This is a genomic window from Pedobacter nyackensis, assembly GCF_032678475.1.
GTDB lineage: Bacteria > Bacteroidota > Bacteroidia > Sphingobacteriales > Sphingobacteriaceae > Pedobacter > Pedobacter nyackensis_A.
In genome coordinates, this window is sequence record NZ_JAVTSF010000003.1 from 238,009 (window position 1) to 263,745 (window position 25,737).

Annotated in this window: 22 protein-coding genes; 9 read left to right on the forward strand and 13 right to left on the reverse strand. The window is 39.2% G+C overall.

Annotated elements, in window-relative coordinates:
- Positions 1-130: 130 nt before the first annotated feature.
- The 3 genes from R2Q84_RS12020 to R2Q84_RS12030 form a co-directional block, all read right to left on the reverse strand.
- Complete coding sequence (locus R2Q84_RS12020; RefSeq protein WP_316816788.1) at positions 131-1,993, reverse strand: ABC-F family ATP-binding cassette domain-containing protein; 1,863 nt, start codon at positions 1,991-1,993, stop codon at positions 131-133.
- A 411-nt stretch (positions 1,994-2,404) separates the two neighbouring features.
- Positions 2,405-2,839 (reverse strand): rRNA maturation RNase YbeY, encoded by a 435-nt coding sequence (ybeY, locus tag R2Q84_RS12025; protein WP_316816789.1) that lies wholly within the window; start codon positions 2,837-2,839, stop codon positions 2,405-2,407.
- Positions 2,840-2,850: 11 nt separating this feature from the next.
- Complete coding sequence (locus tag R2Q84_RS12030; RefSeq protein ID WP_316816790.1) at positions 2,851-6,165, reverse strand: DUF4175 family protein; 3,315 nt, start codon at positions 6,163-6,165, stop codon at positions 2,851-2,853.
- 155 nt (positions 6,166-6,320) lie between these two features.
- On the opposite strand from R2Q84_RS12030, the gene R2Q84_RS12035 reads away from it, so the two are divergent.
- On the forward strand, positions 6,321-7,118 hold the full coding sequence (locus tag R2Q84_RS12035) for a glycerophosphodiester phosphodiesterase (protein ID WP_316816791.1): 798 nt from the start codon (positions 6,321-6,323) through the stop codon (positions 7,116-7,118).
- A gap of 63 nt (positions 7,119-7,181) precedes the next feature.
- On the opposite strand, the gene R2Q84_RS12040 is transcribed toward R2Q84_RS12035, so the two are convergent.
- The 6 genes from R2Q84_RS12040 to R2Q84_RS12065 form a co-directional block, all read right to left on the reverse strand.
- Positions 7,182-7,373: a cold-shock protein gene (locus R2Q84_RS12040; protein ID WP_008241764.1), complete on the reverse strand. Its 192-nt coding sequence runs from the start codon at positions 7,371-7,373 to the stop codon at positions 7,182-7,184.
- Between the two features lie 97 nt (positions 7,374-7,470).
- Positions 7,471-8,409, reverse strand: a complete 939-nt coding sequence (locus R2Q84_RS12045; protein WP_316816792.1) for a hypothetical protein — start codon at positions 8,407-8,409, stop codon at positions 7,471-7,473.
- Between the two features lie 43 nt (positions 8,410-8,452).
- Complete coding sequence (locus R2Q84_RS12050; RefSeq protein ID WP_316816793.1) at positions 8,453-9,670, reverse strand: aspartyl protease family protein; 1,218 nt, start codon at positions 9,668-9,670, stop codon at positions 8,453-8,455.
- 2 nt (positions 9,671-9,672) lie between these two features.
- A complete protein-coding gene (locus R2Q84_RS12055; RefSeq protein ID WP_316816794.1) occupies positions 9,673-10,899 on the reverse strand; it encodes an alanine dehydrogenase in 1,227 nt (408 codons plus the stop codon).
- Between the two features lie 62 nt (positions 10,900-10,961).
- A complete protein-coding gene (gene tsaE, locus R2Q84_RS12060; protein ID WP_316816795.1) occupies positions 10,962-11,387 on the reverse strand; it encodes a tRNA (adenosine(37)-N6)-threonylcarbamoyltransferase complex ATPase subunit type 1 TsaE in 426 nt (141 codons plus the stop codon).
- Between the two features lie 98 nt (positions 11,388-11,485).
- Positions 11,486-13,039, reverse strand: a complete 1,554-nt coding sequence (locus R2Q84_RS12065) for a bifunctional response regulator/alkaline phosphatase family protein (RefSeq protein ID WP_316817179.1) — start codon at positions 13,037-13,039, stop codon at positions 11,486-11,488.
- Between the two features lie 105 nt (positions 13,040-13,144).
- Between R2Q84_RS12065 and R2Q84_RS12070 the strand changes: the two genes are divergently transcribed.
- From R2Q84_RS12070 to R2Q84_RS12105, 8 genes are all read left to right on the forward strand, one after another.
- Complete coding sequence (locus R2Q84_RS12070; RefSeq protein ID WP_316816796.1) at positions 13,145-14,368, forward strand: HD domain-containing protein; 1,224 nt, start codon at positions 13,145-13,147, stop codon at positions 14,366-14,368.
- Positions 14,369-14,487: 119 nt separating this feature from the next.
- Positions 14,488-15,561, forward strand: coding sequence for a UDP-3-O-(3-hydroxymyristoyl)glucosamine N-acyltransferase (lpxD, locus tag R2Q84_RS12075; protein ID WP_316816797.1), 1,074 nt, complete (start codon positions 14,488-14,490; stop codon positions 15,559-15,561).
- 2 nt (positions 15,562-15,563) lie between these two features.
- Positions 15,564-16,973: a bifunctional UDP-3-O-[3-hydroxymyristoyl] N-acetylglucosamine deacetylase/3-hydroxyacyl-ACP dehydratase gene (locus R2Q84_RS12080; protein ID WP_316816798.1), complete on the forward strand. Its 1,410-nt coding sequence runs from the start codon at positions 15,564-15,566 to the stop codon at positions 16,971-16,973.
- Positions 16,970-17,755, forward strand: a complete 786-nt coding sequence (lpxA, locus tag R2Q84_RS12085; protein WP_084238270.1) for an acyl-ACP--UDP-N-acetylglucosamine O-acyltransferase — start codon at positions 16,970-16,972, stop codon at positions 17,753-17,755. The genes R2Q84_RS12080 and lpxA overlap by 4 nt, the downstream gene beginning before the upstream one ends.
- A gap of 10 nt (positions 17,756-17,765) precedes the next feature.
- The gene (locus tag R2Q84_RS12090; protein ID WP_316816799.1) at positions 17,766-18,380 is read left to right on the forward strand and encodes an ATP-binding cassette domain-containing protein; all 615 of its coding nucleotides are present in this window, start codon (positions 17,766-17,768) and stop codon (positions 18,378-18,380) included.
- Between the two features lie 157 nt (positions 18,381-18,537).
- Positions 18,538-19,098 (forward strand): elongation factor P, encoded by a 561-nt coding sequence (gene efp / locus R2Q84_RS12095; protein ID WP_316816800.1) that lies wholly within the window; start codon positions 18,538-18,540, stop codon positions 19,096-19,098.
- A gap of 302 nt (positions 19,099-19,400) precedes the next feature.
- Positions 19,401-19,961 carry a 5-formyltetrahydrofolate cyclo-ligase gene (locus R2Q84_RS12100; protein ID WP_316816801.1) on the forward strand — a complete coding sequence of 187 codons (561 nt, stop codon included), beginning with the start codon at positions 19,401-19,403 and terminating at the stop codon, positions 19,959-19,961.
- A 109-nt stretch (positions 19,962-20,070) separates the two neighbouring features.
- Positions 20,071-21,861 (forward strand): OmpA family protein, encoded by a 1,791-nt coding sequence (locus R2Q84_RS12105; protein WP_316816802.1) that lies wholly within the window; start codon positions 20,071-20,073, stop codon positions 21,859-21,861.
- A 48-nt stretch (positions 21,862-21,909) separates the two neighbouring features.
- Here R2Q84_RS12105 and R2Q84_RS12110 read toward each other — a convergent pair whose 3' ends face one another.
- From R2Q84_RS12110 to R2Q84_RS12125, 4 genes are read right to left on the reverse strand one after another with little or no spacing between them, the layout of a single operon-like run.
- Positions 21,910-22,887 (reverse strand): formimidoylglutamase, encoded by a 978-nt coding sequence (locus tag R2Q84_RS12110; RefSeq protein WP_316816803.1) that lies wholly within the window; start codon positions 22,885-22,887, stop codon positions 21,910-21,912.
- The gene (hutI, locus tag R2Q84_RS12115; protein ID WP_316816804.1) at positions 22,887-24,131 is read right to left on the reverse strand and encodes an imidazolonepropionase; all 1,245 of its coding nucleotides are present in this window, start codon (positions 24,129-24,131) and stop codon (positions 22,887-22,889) included. Before hutI ends, R2Q84_RS12110 begins: the two co-directional genes overlap by 1 nt.
- 2 nt (positions 24,132-24,133) lie before the next feature.
- Positions 24,134-24,904, reverse strand: coding sequence for an exodeoxyribonuclease III (locus R2Q84_RS12120; protein ID WP_316816805.1), 771 nt, complete (start codon positions 24,902-24,904; stop codon positions 24,134-24,136).
- A gap of 13 nt (positions 24,905-24,917) precedes the next feature.
- Positions 24,918-25,640, reverse strand: coding sequence for a peptidylprolyl isomerase (locus tag R2Q84_RS12125; protein ID WP_316816806.1), 723 nt, complete (start codon positions 25,638-25,640; stop codon positions 24,918-24,920).
- Between the last annotated feature and the right edge of the window lie 97 nt (positions 25,641-25,737).

Genomic DNA, 25,737 nt, shown 5'->3' on the forward strand with positions numbered 1-25,737 from the left:
GTATGGAGCTTATATGCGATTTTCTGAAAGGGTTCCACGTGAAACGTATGTCTTTTTATCTTTTATTTTGTTCTTTTTTCTTGCTTCCTGATCTTCCTTTTTATAAACGGAATACAAATATAAATAGTGTTTATTGCTCTGAAAGTGTCAACCAACGTTCTGTTTTTGTTTCCAGTTCGTCATTTAATTTCTCTATTGTTTGTGTAGCAATTTGCAGTTCCTGATAGTTCGCGCTGTCGATATTGGACAGCGATGAAGTTAAATCAGCGATCTCTTTTTCAATTTCAGCAATTTTTATTTCTAACTCTTCCAGTTCGCGCTGTTCTTTATAACTAAGTTTTTTTGCAGCAGGGCCAGGGCTTGAAACGGGGCTGTCTTGCTTTTGTTTTATTTCTGCTTTTTCTTTAGGTATTTCTAAGCTTAATCTGTATTCAGAATAGTTGCCATTATAAATGGCAACTTCGCCATTGCCTTCCATGATGAATAATTGTTCACTCATTTTATCCAGCAAATACCTGTCGTGTGAAACCAAAATTAAAACACCAGGGAAGTTTTCAAGGAATTCTTCCAGTACGTTCAAGGTGTCTATGTCCAAATCATTGGTTGGTTCATCCAGAATTAAGAAGTTAGGATTTTGCATCAAAACTTTCATCAGGTGTAAACGTTTCTTTTCACCGCCACTTAATTTTTCTACCATTCCATGTTGTTTCTTAGGAGGGAATAAAAACAAGGTTAAAAGTTGTGATGCGGAGATGGTTTGACCATCTGCCATTTTTATATATTCGGCATCCGATTTTACAATATCAATTACACGTTCTTTTTCATTGAAGGCTAAACCACCTTGCTTGTAATATCCATATACTGTAGTTTCGCCGGTACTTACTTTTCCTTTTTCAGGTTGCATAAAACCGGTGATGATATTAAGTAGGGTAGATTTGCCTGTTCCATTTTTACCTGCCAAACCAATTCGGTCTGCACGTTTAAAGGTATAGCTAAAATCATTGATGATATTTTTACCATCGAAAGACTGACCGATGTGATCCAGCTCAAGGATTTTATTTCCCTGCCTCGACATTTTTACATTTAAAGTTACTTTTTGATTGTCGGATCTTTGTTTGGTTTTACTTTCTAAATCGTAAAAAGCATCTATCCTGGATTGAGATTTTGTTGTACGCGCCGCAGGCATTCTGCGCATCCATTCGAGTTCTTTCTTCAGGAGGTTTTTATTCTTCTGGAAAGTACTTTCATCAGCGGCTTCTCTTTCTGATTTTTTTTCAAGGAAGTAAGCGTAGTTTCCATTGTAATTGTAAATCTTTCCTCTGTCGAGTTCTACGATTGTGTTACAAACATTATCTAAGAAGTAACGATCATGGGTAACCAGAAGTAAAGTTTTGTTTCCTGAAGTAAGCAATTTCTCTAACCATTCAATAGTATCAATATCCAGATGGTTGGTAGGCTCATCCAACACATAGATCTCCGGATCTTCAATCAGAAGTTTGGCTAGTGCCAGACGCTTCTTCTGACCACCCGATAGGGTAGAGATTTTTTGCTGTAAATGGTTAATGCCCATTCTGCTGAGGATGGTTTTTATTTCGTGTTCATATTCCCAGGCATTATGTTCGCTCAGTTCTTCATATAAACGGTTTAATTTCTTTTCATCCGGGTTTGGGTCTTCAATAAGCTCCTCATATTCTTTAATCAGCTGTTGCTGCTTATTTTCAAGCGAAAAAATAAAGTCGCTTATAGAGTAACCATCTGGAAATGAGGGTTCTTGATCTAAAAATCCTATTTTAGTGGATTTATTTTTTACTATTTTCCCTTCCAAAGGAGAGAATCTCTCGGCAAGAAGTTTTAGCAAGGTGCTTTTTCCAGCACCGTTAATACCCACCAACGCTACGCGTTGCCCTGTTTGGATGCCCAGGGTTAAATTTTTGAATAGCCATTCGTCGTGGTAAGCATGGCCTAAGTTTTCGGCTGCAATAAGTGTGCTCAAAGTCTGTGTTTAACGATATTATGATAAGAAATTACCGCAAAAGTAAGCAATAATTATTTGGTATATCACTGGGCTTATTCAATATAACGGATTTTGATCTTAAGAAAACATAAGTTCACCTGTGTATTGTAACAAAAAAGTTGCATGATAAAAAATGATCAAACCGAAATACTTCTTTGTGTCTTCAAAACCACCTGAAAAACGACCTCCACAGGGCGCTTCTGAGCGAATAATGCAATAGGGTCCAATACTTATGTTGTCAGGCGGATAAAATTGAACAGAGAGCCTAAAAAGCTGCAATAGGAGCTTCTGCGGTTTTTCATAAAAAAGGGACAAAAATTTATACAATTTTTGTCCCTTTTTTATTGCTTTTGTAATAAAATTTTAATAAATGGGATGTTCTAATTAAAATCAGGAATTAAATAATTTCGAAAGGTAGTAATCTTCTTTAGCAGTCATCAAGGTCTTTGCCGCTTTGCTCTTGTCTTTGTAGCCTAGTAGGTGAAGCGTTCCATGGATGATAACACGACACAGTTCCTGTGCAACAGTATGCTTAAATGCTGTTGCATTTTCCTTTATCCTTTCAATGCTGATAAATATATCCCCTATAATCGTTTTAAGGATTTCAGAGTTATCAAAAGTGATTACGTCGGTATAAGTGTCATGATTGAGGTATTCCTGGTTTATACGCAGTAAATATTCGTCTGAGCAAAGGATAAAGTTCAACTCCTGTAAAACGTACCCTTCTTCGGATATAGCGGCAGCTACCCATGCTTTTATGGCTCGCTTGTTTTTAAGGGTATAGTTAGTGTCTTCAGTAAAAAAATTGATGCTTGCTTTGCTCATCAGCTAGTAGATTAATGCGGCGAATTTAGCAATTTAAAATATTCTGTAATTTTATTTTTGTAATAATGATTCAGATTTGGAGGTAATTTCTGCAGCCATTCTGTTTCATTTTTCTCTGCTTTTTTAAATTTTTCAAGCATTTTCTGATAGGAAGGAGGCAGGTCTTTTCCAGCTTTGCTTTCTCTTTTCGCATCCTGATCCTGTTCACGCTCGGCATTTTCAGCCTCTAAAAGTTTGATCAGGAGTTCTTTCTGGCGTTTCATAGTTTCCTGTTCCAGTCTTTTGTTTACCAGCTCCGCCTCCGTAGCTTTCATATCTTCTATCATTTGATTGAGATTTCCCAATCCTCCTTTTCCGCCCTTATTATCTTCCCGGTTTATTTTTTGTAAGGCCTCGCGTATCATTTGCTGTTGCTGAGCCATTTTGGCAAATTCCTCACTCATTGAACCTTTCGGTACCGTACCTTTGTTGCCATTTTTCTGCATCTGGTCCCGTGCCTTTTGCATCCCATTGTTTAATTGCTGCTGCATTTGCTGCAATTGTTTCATGCTTTGTTTTTTCTTGCCTTTACCACCACCTTTGCTATTTTTTGACATGTTTTGCAGCTGGTCAAGTGCTTCGTTTAACATCAGGGATAAATTGTTTACAGACGTCATCGTATACTGTTGGTTTCTGTTTGCAGCAGCTGTATTTCTTTCTCCGAGGTTTTCAAGACTTTTGTCTAGATTGAAGTTGATTTTCTGCATTTCCTCATTTACAGCTGTTTCGATTTGAGGAACACGTTTACTTAGCGAAAACAGGCTGTCGGCTATAACCTTCATGTTATCTTTTATTTCACGCTGCTTCTGAACGTTGCTGGTGTATTGCGGATCGGTACTGTTTAGACGTCTTAGGTTCAGCATCACTTTCTCCTGATCAAACGAAGTTTTTAAAAGGTTTTCCAATAAACGTCGCAGTTCCTGTGTATTTAGGTTATTCTCCATTTCGGCTGATTCCTGCTGCATTTCAGCAAGTTTTTTAGCTTCCTGTTCCATTTGCTCGCCAGCTTTCTGCTGACTTTCAGCGGCCTTTTTCTTGTCGTTTTTATCTAATTGCTCTTCGCTGTTCTTTTGTTGCTGGTCAATCGCATTCATTTCCTGTTCCGGGGCTTTGAATGGATTGGGTTTTTCCAGCTCCTGGTTTTTCTCATCCAGTTTTTTCAATTCTTTTTTCAGCTCATCAAAGGATTGTGAGAGTTCCTTTTGTTTAGATTTTAAATCCAGTGCATCTGCATTTTTATCTAAGCTTTTTTTCGCCAGATCTTTTTGTTCCTTAGATAGTTCGGTTAATCTGTCTATGTTGTTTTGCAGGCTTTGTTCGAATTCTAATTGTTTATAGAGTTCTAAAATTCGGTCCAGTTCGTTTTTAAGCGATTTATTGTCCATCTGCATCTTAGAGAGCTCCTGTTGGGTCTGATCCTTGTTGTTTTGGTCCATCAGGTTCTGCAATTTCTCTAACAGAGCCTTGGTTTTTTCGTCCAGAACGTTGTTAAACAGGTCATCAATCTGTTTTTGTTTTTCAGCAAGCTCCTGTTTAAGTAAATTATTCTCTTCCTTTTCCTGTGTGTGTTTTTTATTCAGGTCATTGATTTCTTTAACGGCCTGTTCCAGTTGTTTTTGTTTTTCCAGCAGCTGTTCAATCTGTTTCTTATCATCAAAAGAGATCTGTTTTTTATCTAGTAGTGTCTCGCCTAGTTTCTTACTATCCTTTTCTACTTGAGCGGCCAGTTTAATGGCTTTCTCCATTTTTTGTTTTAAGGCCGCACTACTTTCGTTTATTTTTTCGGCCACCTGCTGTGATGATGGGATAGCATAGACTTTAAGTTCAGATTTGGTCGTTTTTGGACCATTTACACCGTCATTGTCTGAAACCTCAAAATAATATACTAATGTCTGTCCGGGATTAATCAGAGGTTCATTCAGGTTCCAGAGGAAAAAGAAGGTATCGTTTAGCTGTCCTTTTTTAACCGGGATAGCTTTACTTACTGTCATTTTAACTTTATCCTTTTCTTTAATTTGATATTTGAACTTAAGGCTGCTAAAACCATGATCATCTGTGATATTACCCGAAAAATAAAGGGCCTTGCTGCTCAGTGAATCTGGTGTTTCCTTAACAGAAATTCCGGGTAATTCATCTTTAATCACGTTGATTTGATGATTAAGTGAGTCAATGCTGCTGATAAAATTGTTTTGAGGAACGATTCCGTATTTGGAATTTTCGAGGATGCGACCGGTATAGGAGAATAAGTTGTCACCGGCATTTAACTCTAGCTTTTTGCTGCCGATGATAAAAGTTAAACGATCAGTGTTTTTCGTTTCCATTTTCCAGGTTACCTGCGTTCCTTCGGGAAGAAGAAGGTCGCCTGCATTTTTTATGCTTTCGTTCTTTTTATTTAAGTATGAAGGGTAATCCAGCGTTGCTGTGATATTGATTACCGAGGGGCGGGGTTTTACTTCAATCTGAAAAGGCAGGGAATTGAATCCGCCGGCAGAGAATATTACCTGTTGTGTTTTTTGGAGGTTTTTTAGGGTATAATTAAAACTTGTGTTATTTTCTTTTTCCAGTTTGTAAGTGTTAATACCATCGTTAACATATACATCCTGGGGAATTTCATTGCCTTTTAGTTTTAGTTTCAAGGTCAGGTCGTTACCCTGCGCAACGATGAGTTTTTTTGTCAGCAATTGAAACTCAAATGGAGCCTTTGGTAGAATTTGCTTATTGTATTGTACAAAGCTACTTGTTCCTTCTTTCAGAATCGAAGGAGCTATAACTGCAATCAGGAGGATTACGGAAGCAGGAACAAGGAAATACTTCACATATTTTCTGTTGTCTGCCAGGCTTACAGCGTTTGAAAAGGGGATAGGCTTCAGTTCCGCTATTTTCTGATCGATACCTGCCATTATCAGCTGACTGTTGCCTGGAGAGGCATCTGCCATTGCTTTTAATTGCAAGGTATTTAGCAGCTTGTCTTTTACATTAAAAAAGTGATTGCCTATGATCGCGGAAGCTTGTTCTATACTTAAGTTTTTGCCCAGTTTAAAATAGGCCAGGGCAGGCTTTAAAATTAGTATGGAAATAACGAAAATGCCGATTACAAGCGAGCCAAAAAATAAGAAGGTTTTAACGGTTGCTCCAGGTTGGCTGTAGTAAATGAAAACAAACAACAAAAGGTATAAAGCCAGTAGGATAGTAGCGGCATAAATGCAGCCACGCAAAAGTTTATTGAGGTAAAACTTTTGTGTAAACTCATTAATTTTTGAAATTAAAAGTTCGTAGTTACTGTTCATTTGCTTTAATTGAGCTTCAATGTATGATTAAGGCAGTTCTGCTATAAAAATAGAGATATAATCTCTGCTTTTATTTAAACAATATCAATTTATTAACTTTGAGAAAACACATATATTGTATTTTACATGATATTTCAGTAGAAAGAGACACTTAAATGAAACATTCATCTTTAATCATTATCCTTATGGTAGTGAGTTTAAATAGCACATTTGCGCAAAAGAAGATAAAAGCAATTAAAAGCTGGAACAAAAACGAAGTCATAGCTCATCGTGGAGCCTGGAAGACAAAAGAATTGCCTGAAAACTCAATCGCGGCTTTAAAAGAGGCGGTTAGATTGGGTTGTCATGGCGCTGAATTTGATGTGCATATGACTTCAGACGGGGTATTGGTAGTTAACCATGATGCTGATTTTTTAGGTTTACATATTGAGCAGTCCACTTATAAAGAGCTCCTGACTAAACGGCTTTCTAATGGAGAATACATTCCAATGTTAGCAGACTATTTAAAAGAAGGTAAGCAGCAGAAATCGACTAAATTGATACTGGAGATCAAACCATCTAAAGCGGGTGCTGAAAATGACAAGGTGTTAGCTGCAAAAGTTGTTGCGCTGGTGCAAAAACTAAAAGTTCAACCCTGGGTAGATTACATTAGTTTTAGTTATGATATTCTGAAAAAAGTAATAGAACTGGACCCGACTGCGAATGTGGCTTATCTTGCAGGTGATGTGCCTCTTGAAAAGCTTAAAAAGGATGGCTTTTACGGTGCAGATTACCACTATACTGTTTATCAAAAGGGGGATTGGTTTCCCAAATCAAAAGAATTGGGATTGACGCTTAATGCATGGACTGTAAATGCTGAAAAGGAAATGAATTGGTTGTTGGACAATAAGGTAGAGTTTATTACTACAAACGAACCGGAATTGCTTTTGGAGTTGATTAAAAGAAGAAAATAAGCCTTAAAATAAAAAAGCATCGCGGGTTATCCGCGATGCTGTACAATTTATGTTTTTAATAATCTAGATTACTTTAACATTAATCGCATTCAACCCTTTTTTGCCGCTTTCTACGTCGTACTCAACTTTATCGTTTTCACGAATTTCGTCGATAAGGCCTGTTGAATGTACAAAAATTTCGCTATCTCCGTTTGCAGGGATGATGAATCCGAAACCTTTAGTTACATTAAAAAATTTTACTGTTCCTTCTTGCATTGTATTATTTATTAAAAATTAAGTGTGCAAGGTACATATTATTTTTTTATAACGTGCAAACGCTTCATTTTTTGATAAATATAAAATAAAACGACCTTTAATGCCCTTTTTTGCGACCTGTAATGGCGATATTAATTTCGCTGGAGTGCGCAATTCCCAGAGTTTTACCGGGGATAACCTTTAAAAGATTTTGAAGATAAACATTGATAATTGCCTCCAATGTTTTCTTCCTTGGCTCATAGTTTTCAGGGAAATCTGTACGGAATTTTCCGAGGTGAATTTTTCCCTTTGCATCTACTACAGCTGAAAAATCATATCCAAAATCATCATAGGCATTTACAATGTCAATCCGGTAAGTTGGGAATAGATAATCATAGGCTTCAGTCCTGCCTTGAAGTTTATCAACAGTGCTGATTTTCCTTACTTTAATGATCTTACTAAGGGGTGTGAATTCAACAGGTATACGGCCCGCAAAAGCGCTGTCGAGATTTCCTGGATTTCTATTGGATTTTTCAGATAGTCGCTGTATATAAAGGGTATCTGCTTTTGTAGGTTGTTGCAATTCCCGAGCGGTTGTCTTGAGTACATTTTTGATGTAGTTTTCTGCGTACCAGGTAATATTAACGTCAGATCTGATGTCTTTAGATATCTCACGACCTGTTAAATGCAGCCTTTGGAAAACCAGGCTGTCTTTACTGATCTTTTTGATTTTAAACCATTCTTTTGCAAAGTTGTAGACCTCACCATGGTCATAATGCAGGTAAAAACTTTGCATTCGCTTTTTTTGGGGGCTATAAGCGAGAATAGAATCCTGATCCTTAAACTGAATAATCCATGTTGGTTCCTGCTGAAACCCTAGTTCATTAAAGGAGAGACCTGTGCTAAAACGACGTTTTACCTCGTAATACTTTATTCCCGTAATGGAGTCAAAAGAGATTCGCCCTCTAAAGGTTTTACTTTCTTTGGAAGTACTGGTACAACTGCTTATGAGCAGTAAAAGACCTGCTATGCTATTAAGGATGCCGTATTTCGTCATGTAATGATCAAGATATTCTTTGGAGCAAAGTTATAAGAATCCTTTATATTCTCTGTTTAAGCTTGAAAGTCTTGATCATTAGCTCCTTATTTCTATAGATAGACAGGATAATAATTTTACCATCGGCTGATTTAAACAGATTGGTGATATCGTTTAGTTTTAAGCTTGACGCAGCCTGGAAATTGATGAAGACAATCTCGTCATCCACCATTACGCCGGCCTTTTCAGCAGGTGAACCAGGTTCAATCCGGCTGATAAAATAGTGTGGAGGTTTGCCTTCCTGAAGGTATAATTCTATGCCCGACATATCATGTTCAAAAGGACGGTTAAACTGACTGCCTTTTTTGAGATACATGGAGTTGTCTTCATAGTCAAAAACAACGTTAAATCGACTTAATATGTCCGCACCTAGATTTCCGTTACGTTCTTTGAGCAGAACTTTAGCTGCTACGTCGTCATACGTGGGGTAGGAAGCTAACACGTTTTTTAATGTGAACCCACCGATTTTCAATGAAGTAAGACGGCCAATACTCCCGTAAATAAGGCCGCCCATACCTACGCCCAGGTTTGCTGGTATGGAGGTCTTGGGAACTGGAAATGGGCGTTCATTTAGTCTTTCCAGGGAAATGGCATGGCTGGCTCCATTATCTACCAGTGTTTTGACGTCAATTTCGCCATGTTCCGGGCTTTCAATGCCTACTGTTATGTATGGTTTACTGTTAATGATTTCAATAGGAATCCTTTCTCCTTTTATTTTGCCTCCGGCTCCGGGCTCTCTGAAGAGTAACCTTTTGGAGGAATATTTCAACTCTACCAGGAAACTATTGAAAAAATAATACCCCAGCAAACCATAAATTTTTGTGCCTACATAGTTAGATAAACCAAGGATATCTTTTTTTAATATAGCTGTGGGGATATTGTCCATGTAAGCATGACCGATTTTAACAGATATATCATTAGAAACAAATGCATCAATTTCATCTCCTTTTCCGAGGCCGGAAATCTTAATGGAGCGGGCAATTTTTAACTGAAGGCTATCTACAAGCTGGGGTTCTGTAATGATCAACGGACCGACCCCTGTGTCCAGAATAAAATTAAAAGGACCGCTGTTGTTGATGTAGAGAGGTACAATGACCAGATTTTTAACCATTGAAAATGAAATCGCATCTTTATCTCTGTTTCCTTTAAAATAAAATTGTTGGGCATGGACACTATAGACCATGCAAATATGTATCAACAGGATAAGCTGACAGGTTCTCATTTTTATTGGTTGGCAGCAACTAGTAATTCTATGTCCTTATAAGGTAAATTAAACATTGCTGCCAGGTCTTTACTGGTCAGGTGCCCTTGGTAAATATAAAGCGCTTCTCTGATACCAGGTTTGCTCCAAACGACATTCATCAGGCCGCCCATATCACCTATATCAACCAGTATTGGGGTAAAGATATTGGTTAGTGCATACGAAGCGGTTCTGGGCACCCTTGAAGCAATATTTGGAACACAATAATGAATGACATCGTGTTTTCGGAAAACAGGATCTTTATGGTTGGTTACTTCCGATGTTTCAAAACAGCCCCCCTGGTCAATGCTCACATCAATTACCACAGAATTAGGTTTCATTTGCGCAACTGTTTCCTCCATCACGATACAGGGGCTTCTGCCGTGGGAGGCCCGGATGGCACCAATTACCACGTCACAGGTAGTGATGGCTTTCCCTAGTACTATTGGCTGCATGACAGAAGTAAAGACACGCGTTCCCAGGTTGTTTTGAAGCCTTCTAAGTCGATATAATGAGCTGTCGAACACTTTCACCTCCGCACCAAGAGAAATTGCGGTACGGGCAGCGTATTCACCTACAGTTCCTGCGCCAAGTATAACGATCTCTGTTGGGGGGACGCCGGTAAAGCCACCTAGCATTAAACCTTTCCCGCCAGTTACATTACTTAGGTATTCGGCTGCGATAAGAATGGAAGTTGCGCCAACAATTTCACTCATTGAACGTACGACACTTAAAATATTACCCTCATCACGAATATTTTCAAAGCAAAGGGCGTTAATTTTTCTATTTAATAAGGCTTTAAGATAGGATTCTTTAAGCGCACCCATTTGCAAAGCAGAAATCAATGTTTGACCTTTATGCATTAAGGCAATTTCTTCCAGCGTTGGCGGGGCGATTTTAACAATGATATCTGCATCAAAAACGTCCTTCTTGTTAAAGGATATAATTGCGCCCTGCTCACTATAATCATTGTCTGAGAAGTTGGCACCGACACCCGCACCGGTTTCAATAATTACTTTGTGGCCGTTATTTACCAGTAGTGCAACAGATAAAGGCGTTAAAGCTATCCTGTTTTCCTGAAAAGAAATCTCTTTAGGAATGCCTATATACAAACTGTTATTCTTTTGGTTTATTTCTGACATTGCCTCTTTTGGTTGTATTAAACCCTTTTGAGCAATGGAGGCCATACCTTCGCGTAATCCTGTAGCCATTATTATTTATTGATTTGGATTGAAATTAAGCAAAATACCTGAAATAAAGAGCGTTTGACTATTTAAATTTTTGAAATTGACAATAACCGGTCATTTTCACTTACTGCCGTGATTTCAATTTTTACATGGTGCTCGGGCAGGAGCGACTCAACTTTGCCAGGCCATTCGATGAAACAGATATTGTCTGAATAAAAATACTCTTCATAACCGATGTCGTATGCCTCCTGAATGTTTTTAATTCTGTAAAAATCAAAGTGATAAATTACATTTCCATTCATGTCGTATTCATTTACGATAGAGAATGTGGGGCTGGTTACCACTTCTGTTACCCCCAAAGTTTTTGCAAGCACCTTAATCAAGGTTGTTTTTCCTGCACCCATTTCGCCTTCGAAAATAAAAATCCGCTCTTCCTGAGCAAAGGTTATTATCTTTTTGGCGGCATCGTCCAGTTCAGCAAGTCCGTTTACTTCAATTTTTATATTATTCATGCTAAAACAAATTTATGATATTTCAGGTGACTTTCACAGCAATACAGGCCCATACATTGTTAATGATACGGGCCTGGTGCAATCAAATTGATAAAGCTTTATCTGGAAGTGTATGTTGCGATTGGAATAATCATTTCTTCCAGTGAAATTCCTCCATGCTGGAAGGTTTCGTTGTAATAATTTACAAACTGGTTATAATTGTTCTGGTAAACAAAATACCGGTCCTCTTTTGCAAAGATATAATTAGAACTGATGTTTATTTTTGGTAATTGTGCCTCGTGGGGATTTTTAATCAGGAATACTTCTTTTGCATTATAATTTAGGTTTCTGCCTTGTTTATAGCGCAGGTTTGTATTAGTGTTTCTATCGCCTATAACCTTGCTGGGATGTTTTACCCTGATGGTGCCGTGATCGGTAGTGATCACCAATTTGACTTTTTTCTGGGAGATCTTTTTTAGTAAATCCATTAAAGGAGAATGTTCAAACCAGGATAAGGTTAAAGAACGGTAAGCTGCATCGTCATTTGCCAGTTCACGAATCATTTGCATATCTGTCCGCGCATGAGAAAGCATATCAACAAAATTGTAGACGATGGCATTAAAATCATTTTGAAGCAGATTGTTTACCTGCTCATTCAGTGCGCGGCCATCATCATAGGTTAAAATTTTATTGTAGCTGAATTTGCATTCTTTGCGTAGGCTTCGTTTAATCTGATCGGCCAGGAAAGTTCCTTCGTGCATGTTTTTGCCACCCTCATCGTCATCATTCTGCCACAGTCCAGGGAAGCGTTTTTCCATTTCCAGCGGCATTAATCCAGAAAAAATTGCGTTTCTTGCATATTGTGTTGCAGTAGGGAGTATACTCGAATAAATGTCTTCATCATCCATCCTAAAATACTCTGTGATTAGTGGGTTGATGATCCGCCATTGATCATAACGCAGGTTATCAATCAGGATAAAGAAGACAGGGGTTGTATCGTTAATTAAAGGAAATACTTTCTTTTTCAGCAGCTCGTTGGACAACAAAGGAGTCTTTCCTTTGCCATTTACCCATCCCAGGTAGTGGTCTTCAATAAATTTTGAAAACTGTGTATTGGCTTCTGATTTCTGCATGGTTAAAATTTCATGCATTTGAGGGTCGTCGAGTTTTTCGAGTTCGAGTTCCCAGAAAACCAGCTTCTTATAAACATCAACCCACTCTTCATAACTCAGCTTGTCGTTAAGCGTCATACCCAGGCGCCTAAAGTCCTGCTGATATGCCATAGAAGTCTTTTCGCTTACCAGTCTTTTATTGTCTATGATCTTTTTAATGGTCAGTAAAACCTGTTTAGGGTTCACTGGTTTAATCAGGTAGTCGTCTATCTTGGATCCGATGGCATCCTCCATCAGGTTTTCTTCTTCGCTTTTGGTAATCAGGACCACCGGGACATCGTTTCTAATGTTCTTTATAGCAGTCAGGGTTTCCAGTCCGCTCAGTCCCGGCATATTCTCATCAAGGAACACCAAATCAAAATGCTCCTTTCCGAAGGCTTCAAGGGCGTCGTTTCCATTTGTAAAGGTGGTTACATGGTATCCTTTTTCATTAAGTAGTAATATATGTGGTTTTAATAAGTTAATCTCATCATCGGCCCATAAAATCTTAGTCTCTTGCATCATTATATGTGTATAATGTAAAAATAATTCCTCAAAAAGAGTCATCTCTTTCTTAGTTATGGATAAAAATAGCAATTTTTGTACCGTATAATTTATTTTTAAAGGTTGAACAAAAAGAAAATCATAAATGATCCGGTATACGGCTTCATAAATATTCCTTCTGAAGTTGTATTTGATCTGATTACGCATCCGTATTTTCAACGGCTAAGATATATCAAGCAATTGGGGATGACGCATCTTGTATATCCTGGTGCGCTGCATACCCGGTTTCATCATGCTTTAGGAGCGATGCACCTGATGAGTTTGGCTATTGAAGTGTTGAGGGGTAAGGGGCATGAGATTACTGCAGAGGAAGAGGAGGCCGCGACGATTGCTATTTTGTTGCATGATATCGGACATGGGCCATTTTCTCATGCACTGGAGCATACTTTGGTGAATGGAATAAAGCATGAAGATATTTCCATGATGATGATGGAGAAGCTGAATGTGGAGTTTGGTGGGCGTCTTACCCTGGCTATTAACATCTTTAAAGGGGATTATGCAAAAAGCTTTCTTCCTCAGCTGGTTTCCAGTCAGCTGGATCTGGACCGGATGGATTATCTGAACAGGGATAGCTTTTTTACCGGTGTAAGTGAAGGCGTGATTAGTTTTGACAGGATCATTAAGATGTTCAACGTGTTGGATAATCAACTGGTAATAGAAGAAAAAGGGATTTATTCCATTGAAAAGTTTCTGATAGCACGCAGGCTGATGTACTGGCAGGTTTACTTACATAAAACAGTTATTGCGGGGGAGATGTTGCTGGTGAAAATTTTAGAACGGGCGAAGCATCTTGCGGTTCAGGGCGAAAAGCTATTTGCCACGCCTGCACTCCAGCACTTTTTAAAAAATGACATTACTGAGGCTGAATTTTTTTCATCGGAGCGTCATTTGTTACAATTTTCGAAATTAGACGATCAGGATATTTTTGCATCCGTAAAGGTATGGGTTGATCATCCTGACCGGATTTTGTCGCAGCTTTGTACTATGCTGACACAGCGAAATCTTTATAAGGTTGAGATCAGTAATGATGCCCCGGATGAAGGCCGTGTACGGGAATTGCGTGAGCGGGTTGCGGCATTTTTAAAGGTAAATGAAACGGATGTATGCTATTTTGTGTTTACGGATATGATTAGAAACAGGGCTTATAATGCCGGAAGTGGCAATATTAATATTCTGTTGAAAAACAATACGGTGATTGACATTGCAAAGGCATCGGATTTATCTAACTTAGAATCATTAGACAAAACTGTAAAGAAACATATACTGTGCTACCCGAGAATTATTTAGCACTTTTTAACAAAATAACTGACAAATAAACCCGTTTTTTAGAATGTTGACTCAAGATGATAGTCGCTAACCTAAATAGGTTTATTTGTTCATATCAATTTAACATATAACTTTGTAAAATGCAATTTACTGCCAAGCAGATAAGTGAGTTTATAGATGGTACCATTGAAGGCGATGAAAACGTTAAAGTTAGTGAGCTTTCCAAAATAGAAAATGGTAAGACTGGTTCTTTATGCTTTTTATCTAACCCTAAGTACGAGAACTATTTATATCTGACAAATGCGTCAGTGGTAATTGTTGGAAAGGACTTTGTTCCTTCTCAACCAGTCAACAGCACCCTGATCAGGGTAGCGGATCCTTATAGTGCATTTTCTGTTTTGCTGGACAGGTACAATGAAGCTGTCAACCAAAGTAATGCCCAGGTGGGAATAGAACAACCATGTTTTATTCATCCTACAGCGAAAATTGGCAAGAAAGTATTTATTGGTGCGTTTACTTACGTGTCTGAAAACGTAGAAATTGGAGATGGTTCGAGGATTTCTGCTCAGGTATTTATTGGCGCAGACAGTATTCTTGGAGATAATTGCAACATTTTTCCGGGTGTAAAGATTTACAACCGCTCGGTACTTGGTAATAATGTTGTTATCCATTCTAATACGGTGATTGGAAGTGATGGTTTTGGATTTGCCCCTCAGGCAGACGGAACTTATTCTAAGATTGCACAGATTGGAAATGTGGTGATAGAAGATGATGTAGAGATTGGTGCAAATACAGCTGTAGACCGGGCGACCATGGGTTCTACTTTCATCAGAAAGGGTGTTAAGCTGGATAACTTAATCCAGATTGCCCATAATGTTGATGTTGGTGAGCACAGTGTTGTTGCTGCTCAAACCGGAATTTCGGGTAGTTCGAAAGTGGGAGAGAAGTCAGTTATTGGCGGACAGGTAGGTATCGCCGGGCATCTTTCGCTGGCAAAAGGTACACAAATTGGTGCACAGGCTGGAATAAATTTTAATACAACTGAAGAAAATAAACAATGGCATGGCAGTCCGGCTCAACCACTAAGAGATTGGATGCGGGCGTCTGTGATTTTTAAGCAGTTGCCAAGTGTTGAAAAAAGAATAGCAAGCCTTGAATCAAAAATAAAGGAGCTTAACTTGATCATCGAACAAAATAGTACAATACCAAAATAATAATGAACGTTAAACAAAAGACCATAAAGAATGAAGTTTCGGTACAAGGCGTTGGTCTGCATACCGGAGCAAATGTTACGCTCACATTTTGTCCGGCACCGGAAAATCACGGTTTTAAATTTCAGAGAGTCGACCTTCCGGGTAGTCCTATTGTAGATGCAGATTGTGATAATGTTACTGATACCGCAAGAGGAACCACTATTACACAAAATGGGGCCAGTGTAAGTACAGTAGAGCATGTTATGGCCTCTTTGGTGGGGATGGATTTGGATAACGTGCTGATGAAGCTTGATGGGCCGGAAACACCTATTATGGATGGAAGTGCCATTCAGTTTCTTGATGCGCTGGAAATTGCAGGTGTACAGTTGCAAAGTCAGGATAGGGAATATTTTCAAATTCCTCATAACATCACTTATACCGAGCCAGATAGAAAGGTTGAAATTGTTGCAATGCCTTTAGACGATTATAGATTTACTTGTATGATCGACTATAATTCGCCTGTTTTAGGGAGTCAGCATGCCGGAATATCAAGTATTGCTGAATTTAAGAAGGAGATTGCTTCTTGCAGGACTTTCTGTTTTTTACATGAATTGGAATATCAATTGCAAAATAACCTGATTAAAGGAGGTGATTTAAATAATGCGATTGTTATTGTAGATAAAGAAGTAACCAAGGAGGAATTAGACCACCTTGCTAAAATATTTAAGCGTACAGCCATAGAAGTTGCTCCTCAGGGAATATTGAACAACATGGAGCTTAGGCATCAGAATGAGCCGGCAAGACATAAGTTGCTGGATATGATTGGTGATCTTGCACTTGTTGGTGTTCATTTGAAAGGACATATTATGGCGGCAAGACCTGGGCATGCGGCCAATGTAGCCTTTGCTAAAAAGATTAAAGCTGCCATAAAAAAAGAAAAAAATAAAAAGGTTCATCATGTGTATGACACAAATGTGAAACCGCTATATGATATTGTTCAGATTATGGACATTCTTCCTCACCGTCAGCCGTTTTTGTTTATCGACAAGATCTTGGAATTGAGTAAAACTCATGTTGTTGGTGTGAAAAATGTAACCATGAATGAGGAATTTTTTAAAGGTCATTTTCCTGGTGCACCTGTTTTCCCTGGTGTAATCCAGATTGAGGCGATGGCTCAGACCGGGGGGATTCTTGTATTGAGTACGGTCCCAGATCCTAGAAATTATCTTACTTTGTTTTTGAAGATTGATAATGTTCGGTTTAGAGCGCAGGTTGCTCCTGGTGACACCATAGTTTTCAGATGCGATTTAATGGAGCCAATCAGAAGAGGCATCGCGCAGATGAAAGGTGTTGGAATGGTCGGCGGAAAAGTGGTGGTTGAAGCAGAGATGATGGCCCAAATCGTAAAAGTAAAAGAAAACGAAACTACATGATACAACCCTTAGCATATATACATCCGCAGGCGAAAATAGCCGATAATGTGGTTATTGAACCTTTTGCTGTAATTCATAAAGATGTTGAAATAGGTGAGGGTACCTGGATTGGCTCTAATGTTGTGATTATGGACGGAGCCAGGATTGGGAAGAACTGCAGGGTATTTCCAGGGTCAGTAATTTCGGGCGTACCTCAGGATCTGAAGTTCGCAGGAGAGGTAACAACTGCTGAAATTGGTGACAATACAACCATTAGGGAGTGTGTAACCATCAACAGGGGCACAAAGGATAAGTGGAAAACTGTTATTGGCAGCAATTGCCTTATCCAGGCTTATTCTCACATTGCGCACGATTGTGAGGTTGGAGATTATTGTATTTTCTCTAACAGTACGACGCTAGCAGGCCACATTACTATTGGAAACTATGTGGTGCTGGCGGGGCTGGTAGCGATCCACCAGTTTGTAAAAGTAGGTTCGCATGCGTTTGTAACGGGTGGTTCATTGGTGAGAAAGGATGTACCGCCGTATGTGAAAGCCGCAAGGGAGCCTTTGTCTTACGCCGGAATCAATTCAGTTGGTTTAAGGAGAAGAGGCTTCTCTTCTGAAAAGATCAATGAAATACAAGAAATTTACAGGGTTTTATTTGTAAAACACAATAACGTAACCAAGGCCCTGGATATGATAGAAGCAGAATTTAAGCCTACAGAGATTCGTGATGAGATTGTAGATTTCATCAGAAATTCTAACCGTGGCGTAATGAAAGGCTTTGGGTCAGGAAGTTAATTCGCTTTAAATGACGATTAGCTTAGCGAATGTTGGGAGGCGGTTTAACCAGGAATGGATTTTCAGGAATGTAGACTATGAGTTTCTTCCTGAAGAGAAATACGCGGTTTTAGGGCCTAATGGCTCCGGTAAATCAACTTTGCTAAGTGTTTTGCATGGTAATTTATCTCCTTCAGAGGGCGTGCTTCGGTATCATTCGGGTGCGGAGATCCAGGTGGAGGAGATTTATAAATCTATTAGTTTTGCCGCGCCTTATCTGGATCTGATTGAAGAGTTCACGCTTCAGGAGACCATCCGGTTCCATTTTAAATTTAAAGCGTTTTACGAAGGGATGGATGCGGAATCGGTGCTGGACCTGCTTGGGCTTGCAAAGTCGCAGGATAAAGCTTTAAAATACTTTTCTTCAGGAATGAAGCAGCGTACTAAACTCGCATTAGCGTGTTGTGCTGCTACTCCTATTCTTTTACTGGATGAGCCGACATCCAATCTGGATAAACAGGGGATGGCCTGGTATCTTCAACTGATCGAGCGTTTTTCGGCAAAAAGAATGTTAATTATTGGGTCGAATCAAGAATCTGAGTATTCCTTTTGTAACCATTTTGTTCATTTGACGGATTATAAATAACTAAATTTTATATTTGAAAACAGGGTAAAAGGGGCTTTTTGAAGTTTAAAATACCTTTGTGAAAATATTTTTAAATTACTATTGTGAGATTCAAAAATAGTCTTTACCTTTGCGGCACGAAAAAAGGCCGAAAGTTTAGGCTTAATTTCAAAATGAAATGGCAAAAGCATCAGAAGTAAAAAGTGGAAATATCCTTCGTTTTAACGGAGAATTGGTACAAGTAGAGGAGTTTCTACACCGTACGCCAGGAAATTTACGGGCCTTTTATCAAGCAAAGATGCGGAACGTTAAAACCGGGAAACTGGTAGAATATAGGTTCCGTGTTGATGAAGAGGTTGAGATTTGCCGTGTTGAAACCAGCGATTACCAGTATTTGTATGAAGATGGTGATGCACTGGTAGTGATGGATAACAATACTTTCGAACAGTTCAACATTCCAAAGATGTTATTCGGTAAAAGTATTCGCTTCCTGAAAGAAGGAATGAATGTAATCATTGCATTTGAAAGTGACGAGCCGATCATGGCACAGACACCTTCACATGTAGAATTAGAAATAACCTACTCGGAGCCCGCAGTTAAAGGCGATACTTCTACAAACGCATTGAAATATGCAACGGTAGAGACAGGAGTAGAAATAAAAGTCCCGATGTTTATCAACCAGGGCGATAAAGTTAAGGTTGATACGCGCACTGGTGACTATGTTGAAAGAGTAAAATAAGAATTTTCATAGTTTAGTTTTAGGTTTAGGTTGATTGTGGCTTCGGAGTGGTTCCCGAAGCCATCTTTTTTTATGAGAAATTTTGCGGGAAAAAGTAAATATTTGCTTCTGAGTCTGAAACTTTGCGAAGCAAATTCTTGAAGACAAAAATCAATAGATACTATCTGAAAAATCTTTTGCATCGCTACGCTCTTTATGGCAAAAGTTTCTAGGCCTCTTCAGCAAATATTTACTTTTTCTTTAAGCACTACAAATTGGGCGGATAAAAAAAGAAATAGCTGGTAATTGTTATCTTTGTTTTGATGACAAAAGCAGAGATTAGAAAATTAGCTGGAACGCGAAGAAAGAGCCTTTCTGATGAACAAGTGAAGGTTTATAGTCAACAGTTACTAAATTTATTTTCTTCTTTTGAACTTTCGTCTTTCAAAACCATTCATGTTTTTCTTCCCATTGCGGAAAAGAAAGAACCAGATACCTTTTTGTTTATTGATTGGTTAGTTTCAAGTCATCCGGATATTAAGATTATAGTTCCGAAAGCGGACTTCGATACGGCATTGATGACGAATTATGTGTATCGAGGCAAGGATGGCCTTGTCAAGAACCTTTATAATATTCTGGAACCAGAGAAAGGCGAGCTACATACCGGGGATGTGGACCTGGTGTTGATTCCGATGCTGGCTTTTGATTTGCAGGGTTATCGTGTAGGATATGGAAAGGGATTCTATGATCGATTTTTACAGGGGATTGAGACACTTAAGGTCGGCTTGTCTTTTTTTGAGCCTGTCGACTGTATTGAAGATGTAAATGCGCATGATGTAAGACTGGATCGCTGTATTACTCCGGACAGGGTTTATCGGTTCTAATCGATTTTAAATTACTCGCCACCAATTTATTTGAATATAAGGGGTAACAAATGTTGTTGCTTCATGATATATCTCCAAAGAGTTTGATTGTAAACTAAAGGAGAAAATTATGAAAAAGTTAATATTGATGGTGCTGGCGGTTCTTTTGACCGGAATTACCTGGGCGCAAACAAAGCGGAACGTTGTTGAAAACGAAAGAGGTAGGCTACAGATTTCTGCCTTTGGTGGATTTAGTATGCCTATCGGAAAGTATAAAAATGAGATTGGCCGGGCAAAAAATGGCTATTTTGGTGGTTTGGCTATTGATCAGTATTTTAAAGGAGGTAGTTGGGGAATTGGGGTTGATGCACGGTTTTTGAATCATGATATCAGAAAATTCGATTCAGTATTTTTCGACAATGGTTATGTTGCGACTGATTACGTTAATCATGCTTCTTATCAGCACATCGGCGTAAGTATAGGACCAACTTACAAAGCTAATTTTGGTAAACTGGATCTGGAAGGTTTTCTTCGCGGAGGGGTTTTGTTTCAGGGATTTCCTCAATACAAGCAATCTGTATATGTAAACCAGGCTGTCGGCCCTGCATTAAATATGTTTGATACGTATTATACCAGCAATCCTAAACGGATTACAAAAGCATGGATGGGACTGGGTGGATTGCGCTTATCTTATTCGTTAAATAAAAACTGGGGTGTATTTGCCCAGGCGGATTATTTGAGAACATTTGGTAAAAGCTTTGGCAGTGACTCCAGTGAATTCCATATCACTAAATATGACGTGAAAAAAGCACTGACATCAATAGATGTGCTGGCTGTAAAAAACAATACAATTACAAACATCAATACGTATTATGAGGAAATTCCTACTACTCAAAAAACTTATGTGCAGGCCGTTAATGTAGGTCTGGGAATTAAATTTACATTTGGGCCCAAACGTAAAGCAGTTGCCGCTGCGGCTGCTACGACTACAGTTGCTCCACCTATAGCGGCGCAGCCTAAGGATATATTAGTCGTTGTAAAGGATAAACAAACAGGTTTGGCGCTTAGCGGTGTGATGGTTAAAATTACAAGGAACAATATTGATAATACTTCTATTAGCAATGCTGAAGGCCAGGCTGAGCGTATTTTAAAAGCCGAAAAGGGAATTTATCAGGTTACGGCCATAAAGAATGGTATTGCTGCTGAACCAGTGGCGATCGGTGTTGCCGATTTTGATCACTCAGGTAATGTGATCTATAAAGAAATTTATCATGACGATCCGAGGTTTACTTTAATTGGGGAAACGGTTAGGGCAAATGACAGTTCAAAATTGCCTGGTATCGGGACGGTTTTAACCAATTCAACGAATAGTAGTAACATGACCCAGATTTCTGATGGAGAAGCAAAGTTTGTTTATCAGCTTGAACAGCAATCTGATTATAATATCGTAGCCAATCAGGCTGGTAAGTTTTCTCAAACTGAAAGTGTCACAACTAAAGGGCTGGATAGAAGTAAAACGCTATATGTAACGTTGAAACTAGGGGTAAATAACCTGGATGCCGGGGCGATTTTTGTACTTAAAAATATTCATTACGGTTTTGATCAGTCGTATATAAGACCAGAAGCTGGAAGAATACTGGATAATCTGGTAAATGTGATGTCGCAAAATCCTACGCTGAGGATAGAACTGTCATCTCATACAGACAGCAGGGGAAAAGATGCTTATAATTTGCGTCTGTCTCAGCAAAGAGCGGAGGCTGCGGTAAATTATCTGGTGAGTAAAGGAGTGGAACGTAGCAGGATGGTTGCTAAAGGATATGGAGAAACCCGTTTGTTAAATCATTGCAGCAATGGGGTTCAATGTAGTGAGGATGAACATCAGGCAAACAGACGTACAGAAATAAAGGTTTTGAAATATTAGAATAACATATACATGAAGAAGCCGCGTCATATTATGATGCGGCTTCTTTTATTTTTGCGACTTTATAAAATCGCTTATAAGATAGGCAATGGTCTTTGCCGTGGTTTGACTCTGTCGACCATCTATTAAAGCAACAGCGCCTTCGCAAACGTGTAAATATTTGAATTTTTTATCTGAGGTCAATATAAGCTTTCTGATTTCGTTTAAAGGAAAGCCTGAAGGGCTCATTGCGCTGGACAATACGTTTTCAATACAATCCAGATCTAACTCTAATCCGGTCGCTGACCCCGTTTTTTTTAAAAGACGAGCCCAGGTTGAAAAAATGGATTGGTCACTTTTAAGCAGATCATCAAAAAACACGGGGTAGATGTGCTGGTTTGCTGCGATGGTTTGTAATATGGCGTTGTTGTTGTAATTCTGGTGTAATCCGAATATGCCATAACGGGTTAAATAGCCTTCTTTTATGGCATAGCTGAATCCATTTCCGCTATGTCTGCCGTTCGCAGGTCTTAGGTCGGCATGAGCATCAATGTTAATGACATCAATCGGGGCATTTAAGGCTAACGATGATCCTTTAATTATAGGGTATGCATTGTTATGTCCACCGCCAATGACAATTGGGGTTTTTCCGGCAGCAATTACCTTCTGAATAACCGGATAAACGACATCGTCTATTTCTGCTACTTTTTGTTGTAATTGGTTTATGTTACTGTTTGCGTCTGGGAAGCTTGAAAATTCAAAATGACCCAGCACCAACAACTCTTTTCCATCAAAAAATGGCGTGCTTTGTATATTTAGTAGCGCTTTAAGTGCCGGGTGCCATGCAGATGCGGCACCAGCAATGCCGTGATTGGCACGGACACCTATGTCTTCAGGGATGCCAATCAGTACAAATTGTGCCGTTGACTGTTCCAATTCGTGCAGGCTGGAAATAAACTGTGCTTTTTCACCTATTTTAAGCTCTCCTTCACGACGATTTGTTGCTTGGGGTAGATCCGCTGCTCCGTAAATTTTAAGTCCTTCCATTAGCTTATTTTGCCCTTTAGCACTATGGTTTCAATTTGTGACTGCCCAAAGCTATAAGGAAGAAAGGCTAGGGAGGGCATTGGTCTCGTGATAAAAAGATTTGCTGTTTTACCTTTAGCAATACTGCCTACCTCGTTACTTAATTCCATAGCCGCCGCTCCATTGATGGTTGCTGCGTTTATCGCTTCTTCAGGACGCATTCTTAATTTAATACAAGCCAGTGATACCACCAGGTTCATATTGCCAGACGGAGTTGAACCAGGATTATAATCTGTAGCTACGGCAACGGGAATGTTTGCATTCATGAGACCTCTTGCATTTGCAAAAGGAATATTGATGTAGAATGAACAAGAAGGTAATAACGTTGCGATGGTATTGCTTGTTTTCAAACTTTCAATAACGGCATCATCTGTTGCTTCCAGGTGATCTACAGATATTGCATGATGTTTTACACCGATTTGTACACCTCCCGATACAGAAAGCTGGTTGGCATGTATCTTTGGTTTTAGGCCATATTTTGCACCGGCTTGTAACAGTCTGTCTGTATCTTCGACAGAAAAGAACCCTTGTTCACAAAATGCGTCCATATAATCAGCAAGGCCTTCATCCGCTATTTTGGGTAGCATTTCGTTAATGATGAGCTGGATATAACCTTCGTGATTGTTCTTATATTCGGGAGGGTAAGCATGTGCAGCAAGAAAGGAGGCTTTTACCGGGATTGTAAAATGGTTTTTCAGTCGGCGAATAACCCTAAGCATTTTAAGCTCGCTCTCGGTACTCAGTCCATATCCGCTTTTTATTTCAACGGCACCCGTACCTTGTTTGATCATATCTGCCAGACGTTGAGCTGCAGATTCAAAGAGGGTATCTTCTGATGCCAGTTGCAGTTTTCGTGCTGAATTTAAAATCCCTCCACCTGCGGCGGCAATATCTTCATAGCTTTTGCCATCAATTTTCATCACAAATTCTTCTTCGCGTGATGCGGCAAATACAATATGCGTATGAGAATCACACCAGGAGGGGAACAGAAAGCCCGCTTTGGCATCATGTGTAATTACCTGGTTTGGGAGCTGAGAGGGCTGATTCGCCATCGTCCCAAAGTCTGATATTTTTCCATCTTCACATAAAATCCACGCGTTTTCAAGAACTGGAAGCGTTTGCATCTCTTGTCCTCTTAACATTAAAGTGTTTGTAGGGTGTGCGCCAACGAGGCAGCCAATATTGGTAATGTATAATGCTGACATGATTAGGCGTTTAGTTCGAGTAAAACAGGACAGTGGTCAGAATGGATCGCATCAGCAAGGATGGTTACGTTTTTAAGTCTGTCCAGCATAGGTTGAGTGGCCAGGTGATAATCAATACGCCAACCCAGGTTCTTTGCTCTTGAGTTTGCTCTGAAGCTCCACCATGTATAATGATGAGGATCCTTGTTGAAATGTCTGAAGGTATCGATAAAGCCATTGTTTAAAAACAACTCCATCCATTCCCGTTCTTCGGGCAGGAAGCCTGAAGAATTTGCATTTGATTTTGGATTATGGATATCAATAGCAGTATGGCAAATGTTATAATCTCCGGAGATGATCATGTTGGGTTTTTCTTTGCGTAACTCAGCTATGTAGATGTCAAAGAACCGCATGAATTCGTATTTTTTAACTTGCCTTTCATCTCCACTTGATCCCGAGGGCATGTATAAACTCATCAGGGAAAAAGTATCAAAATCTGCCCTTAAAATCCGTCCTTCTTTATCGATCCATTCTTCACCGCAACCGTATTCAACATGATTTGGTTTGATGCGTGTGAGGATGGCTACGCCGCTATATCCTTTTTTTTCGGCCGGGAACCAGTAATGATGGTAGCCAAGTTGTTCTATTAAACCAATAATTTCAGGAATTTGTGAAGGGAGTGCCTTTACTTCCTGAAGGCAGATCATATCAGCATCAGTGGCTTGCAGCCATCCGAAAAAATTTTTAGTAGAAGCAGAGCGAATGCCATTGACATTATAGGAGATAATCTTCATCTGTATTATTAAATTAAACGGTTGTCGTTTTTTTAGTTAAGACTTTAGCTTGTTTAGCGAATTCTTTTTCCAGTTTTTTAGCTTCGCGGCGTTTCAGCACCGTAACTGTCATTTTTATATCGGTTTGAGGCCTGTTGTTCCCGTCTATTTCCAGGGCGGCGATCTGATCGATCAGTTCAATACCTTTAACCACTTCTCCGTAAACGGTATAATTCCGATCCAGGTGTGGCGTTCCGCCAATTGTTTTATAGATTTCTCTTTGCCATTCCGGGATCTTGAATTTCAGACGGTTTTTCTCTACCGCATCCAATTGTTCATCGCTAAACTTCTTTCCCTGCACGAGGTAAAACTGGCTTCCACTGGAGGCTTTCTCAGGGTTGTTATCTCTGGCTGCTGCCAATACTCCCTTTTTATGGAACAGGCTGTCGCGGAATTCGGCAGGGACTGTATAACCAACTGTGCCTTCGCCAAGCAGCGCTCCTTTTACTGCTGTTTTTGAATCTGGATCGCCTCCCTGAATCATGAAATCCTTTATAACCCTGTGAAATAAGGTGCCATTATAGGTGCCCTTTTCGGTTAATTTGAGAAAGTTATCACGATGTTGCGGGGTTTCATTATACAGTTTAACAATGCACTCGCCTTGTTCTGTTTTGATTTTAACGTATTGATGTTTGGGCTTTGCAGAAAAGGCTGAAATAAAGCACAGACAAAGCATTATGGTAAAATAATTCTTCATTTTCAGTTTAATTACCCGGCTAAGTTAAGTTAAATCTGTCTGATTAGGTAAGGCGTCTTAAAATGTTAAGGATACAATTTCTTATCATAGATCAACA

What these genes read in the sequence shown, in the direction of transcription:
- lpxD (WP_316816797.1), top strand. Translation starts at nt 14,488, where the DNA reads ATGCAATTTACTGCCAAGCAGATAAGTGAGTTTATAGATGGTACCATT.
- efp (WP_316816800.1), top strand. Translation starts at nt 18,538, where the DNA reads ATGGCAAAAGCATCAGAAGTAAAAAGTGGAAATATCCTTCGTTTTAAC.
- R2Q84_RS12105 (WP_316816802.1), top strand. Translation starts at nt 20,071, where the DNA reads ATGAAAAAGTTAATATTGATGGTGCTGGCGGTTCTTTTGACCGGAATT.
- R2Q84_RS12125 (WP_316816806.1), bottom strand. Translation starts at nt 25,640, where the DNA reads ATGAAGAATTATTTTACCATAATGCTTTGTCTGTGCTTTATTTCAGCC.
- R2Q84_RS12040 (WP_008241764.1), bottom strand. Translation starts at nt 7,373, where the DNA reads ATGCAAGAAGGAACAGTAAAATTTTTTAATGTAACTAAAGGTTTCGGA.
- R2Q84_RS12080 (WP_316816798.1), top strand. Translation starts at nt 15,564, where the DNA reads ATGAACGTTAAACAAAAGACCATAAAGAATGAAGTTTCGGTACAAGGC.
- R2Q84_RS12035 (WP_316816791.1), top strand. Translation starts at nt 6,321, where the DNA reads ATGAAACATTCATCTTTAATCATTATCCTTATGGTAGTGAGTTTAAAT.
- R2Q84_RS12100 (WP_316816801.1), top strand. Translation starts at nt 19,401, where the DNA reads ATGACAAAAGCAGAGATTAGAAAATTAGCTGGAACGCGAAGAAAGAGC.
- R2Q84_RS12050 (WP_316816793.1), bottom strand. Translation starts at nt 9,670, where the DNA reads ATGAGAACCTGTCAGCTTATCCTGTTGATACATATTTGCATGGTCTAT.
- ybeY (WP_316816789.1), bottom strand. Translation starts at nt 2,839, where the DNA reads ATGAGCAAAGCAAGCATCAATTTTTTTACTGAAGACACTAACTATACC.
- R2Q84_RS12045 (WP_316816792.1), bottom strand. Translation starts at nt 8,409, where the DNA reads ATGACGAAATACGGCATCCTTAATAGCATAGCAGGTCTTTTACTGCTC.
- R2Q84_RS12030 (WP_316816790.1), bottom strand. Translation starts at nt 6,165, where the DNA reads ATGAACAGTAACTACGAACTTTTAATTTCAAAAATTAATGAGTTTACA.
- lpxA (WP_084238270.1), top strand. Translation starts at nt 16,970, where the DNA reads ATGATACAACCCTTAGCATATATACATCCGCAGGCGAAAATAGCCGAT.
- R2Q84_RS12055 (WP_316816794.1), bottom strand. Translation starts at nt 10,899, where the DNA reads ATGGCTACAGGATTACGCGAAGGTATGGCCTCCATTGCTCAAAAGGGT.
- R2Q84_RS12090 (WP_316816799.1), top strand. Translation starts at nt 17,766, where the DNA reads ATGACGATTAGCTTAGCGAATGTTGGGAGGCGGTTTAACCAGGAATGG.
- tsaE (WP_316816795.1), bottom strand. Translation starts at nt 11,387, where the DNA reads ATGAATAATATAAAAATTGAAGTAAACGGACTTGCTGAACTGGACGAT.
- R2Q84_RS12110 (WP_316816803.1), bottom strand. Translation starts at nt 22,887, where the DNA reads ATGGAAGGACTTAAAATTTACGGAGCAGCGGATCTACCCCAAGCAACA.
- R2Q84_RS12065 (WP_316817179.1), bottom strand. Translation starts at nt 13,039, where the DNA reads ATGCAAGAGACTAAGATTTTATGGGCCGATGATGAGATTAACTTATTA.
- R2Q84_RS12120 (WP_316816805.1), bottom strand. Translation starts at nt 24,904, where the DNA reads ATGAAGATTATCTCCTATAATGTCAATGGCATTCGCTCTGCTTCTACT.
- hutI (WP_316816804.1), bottom strand. Translation starts at nt 24,131, where the DNA reads ATGTCAGCATTATACATTACCAATATTGGCTGCCTCGTTGGCGCACAC.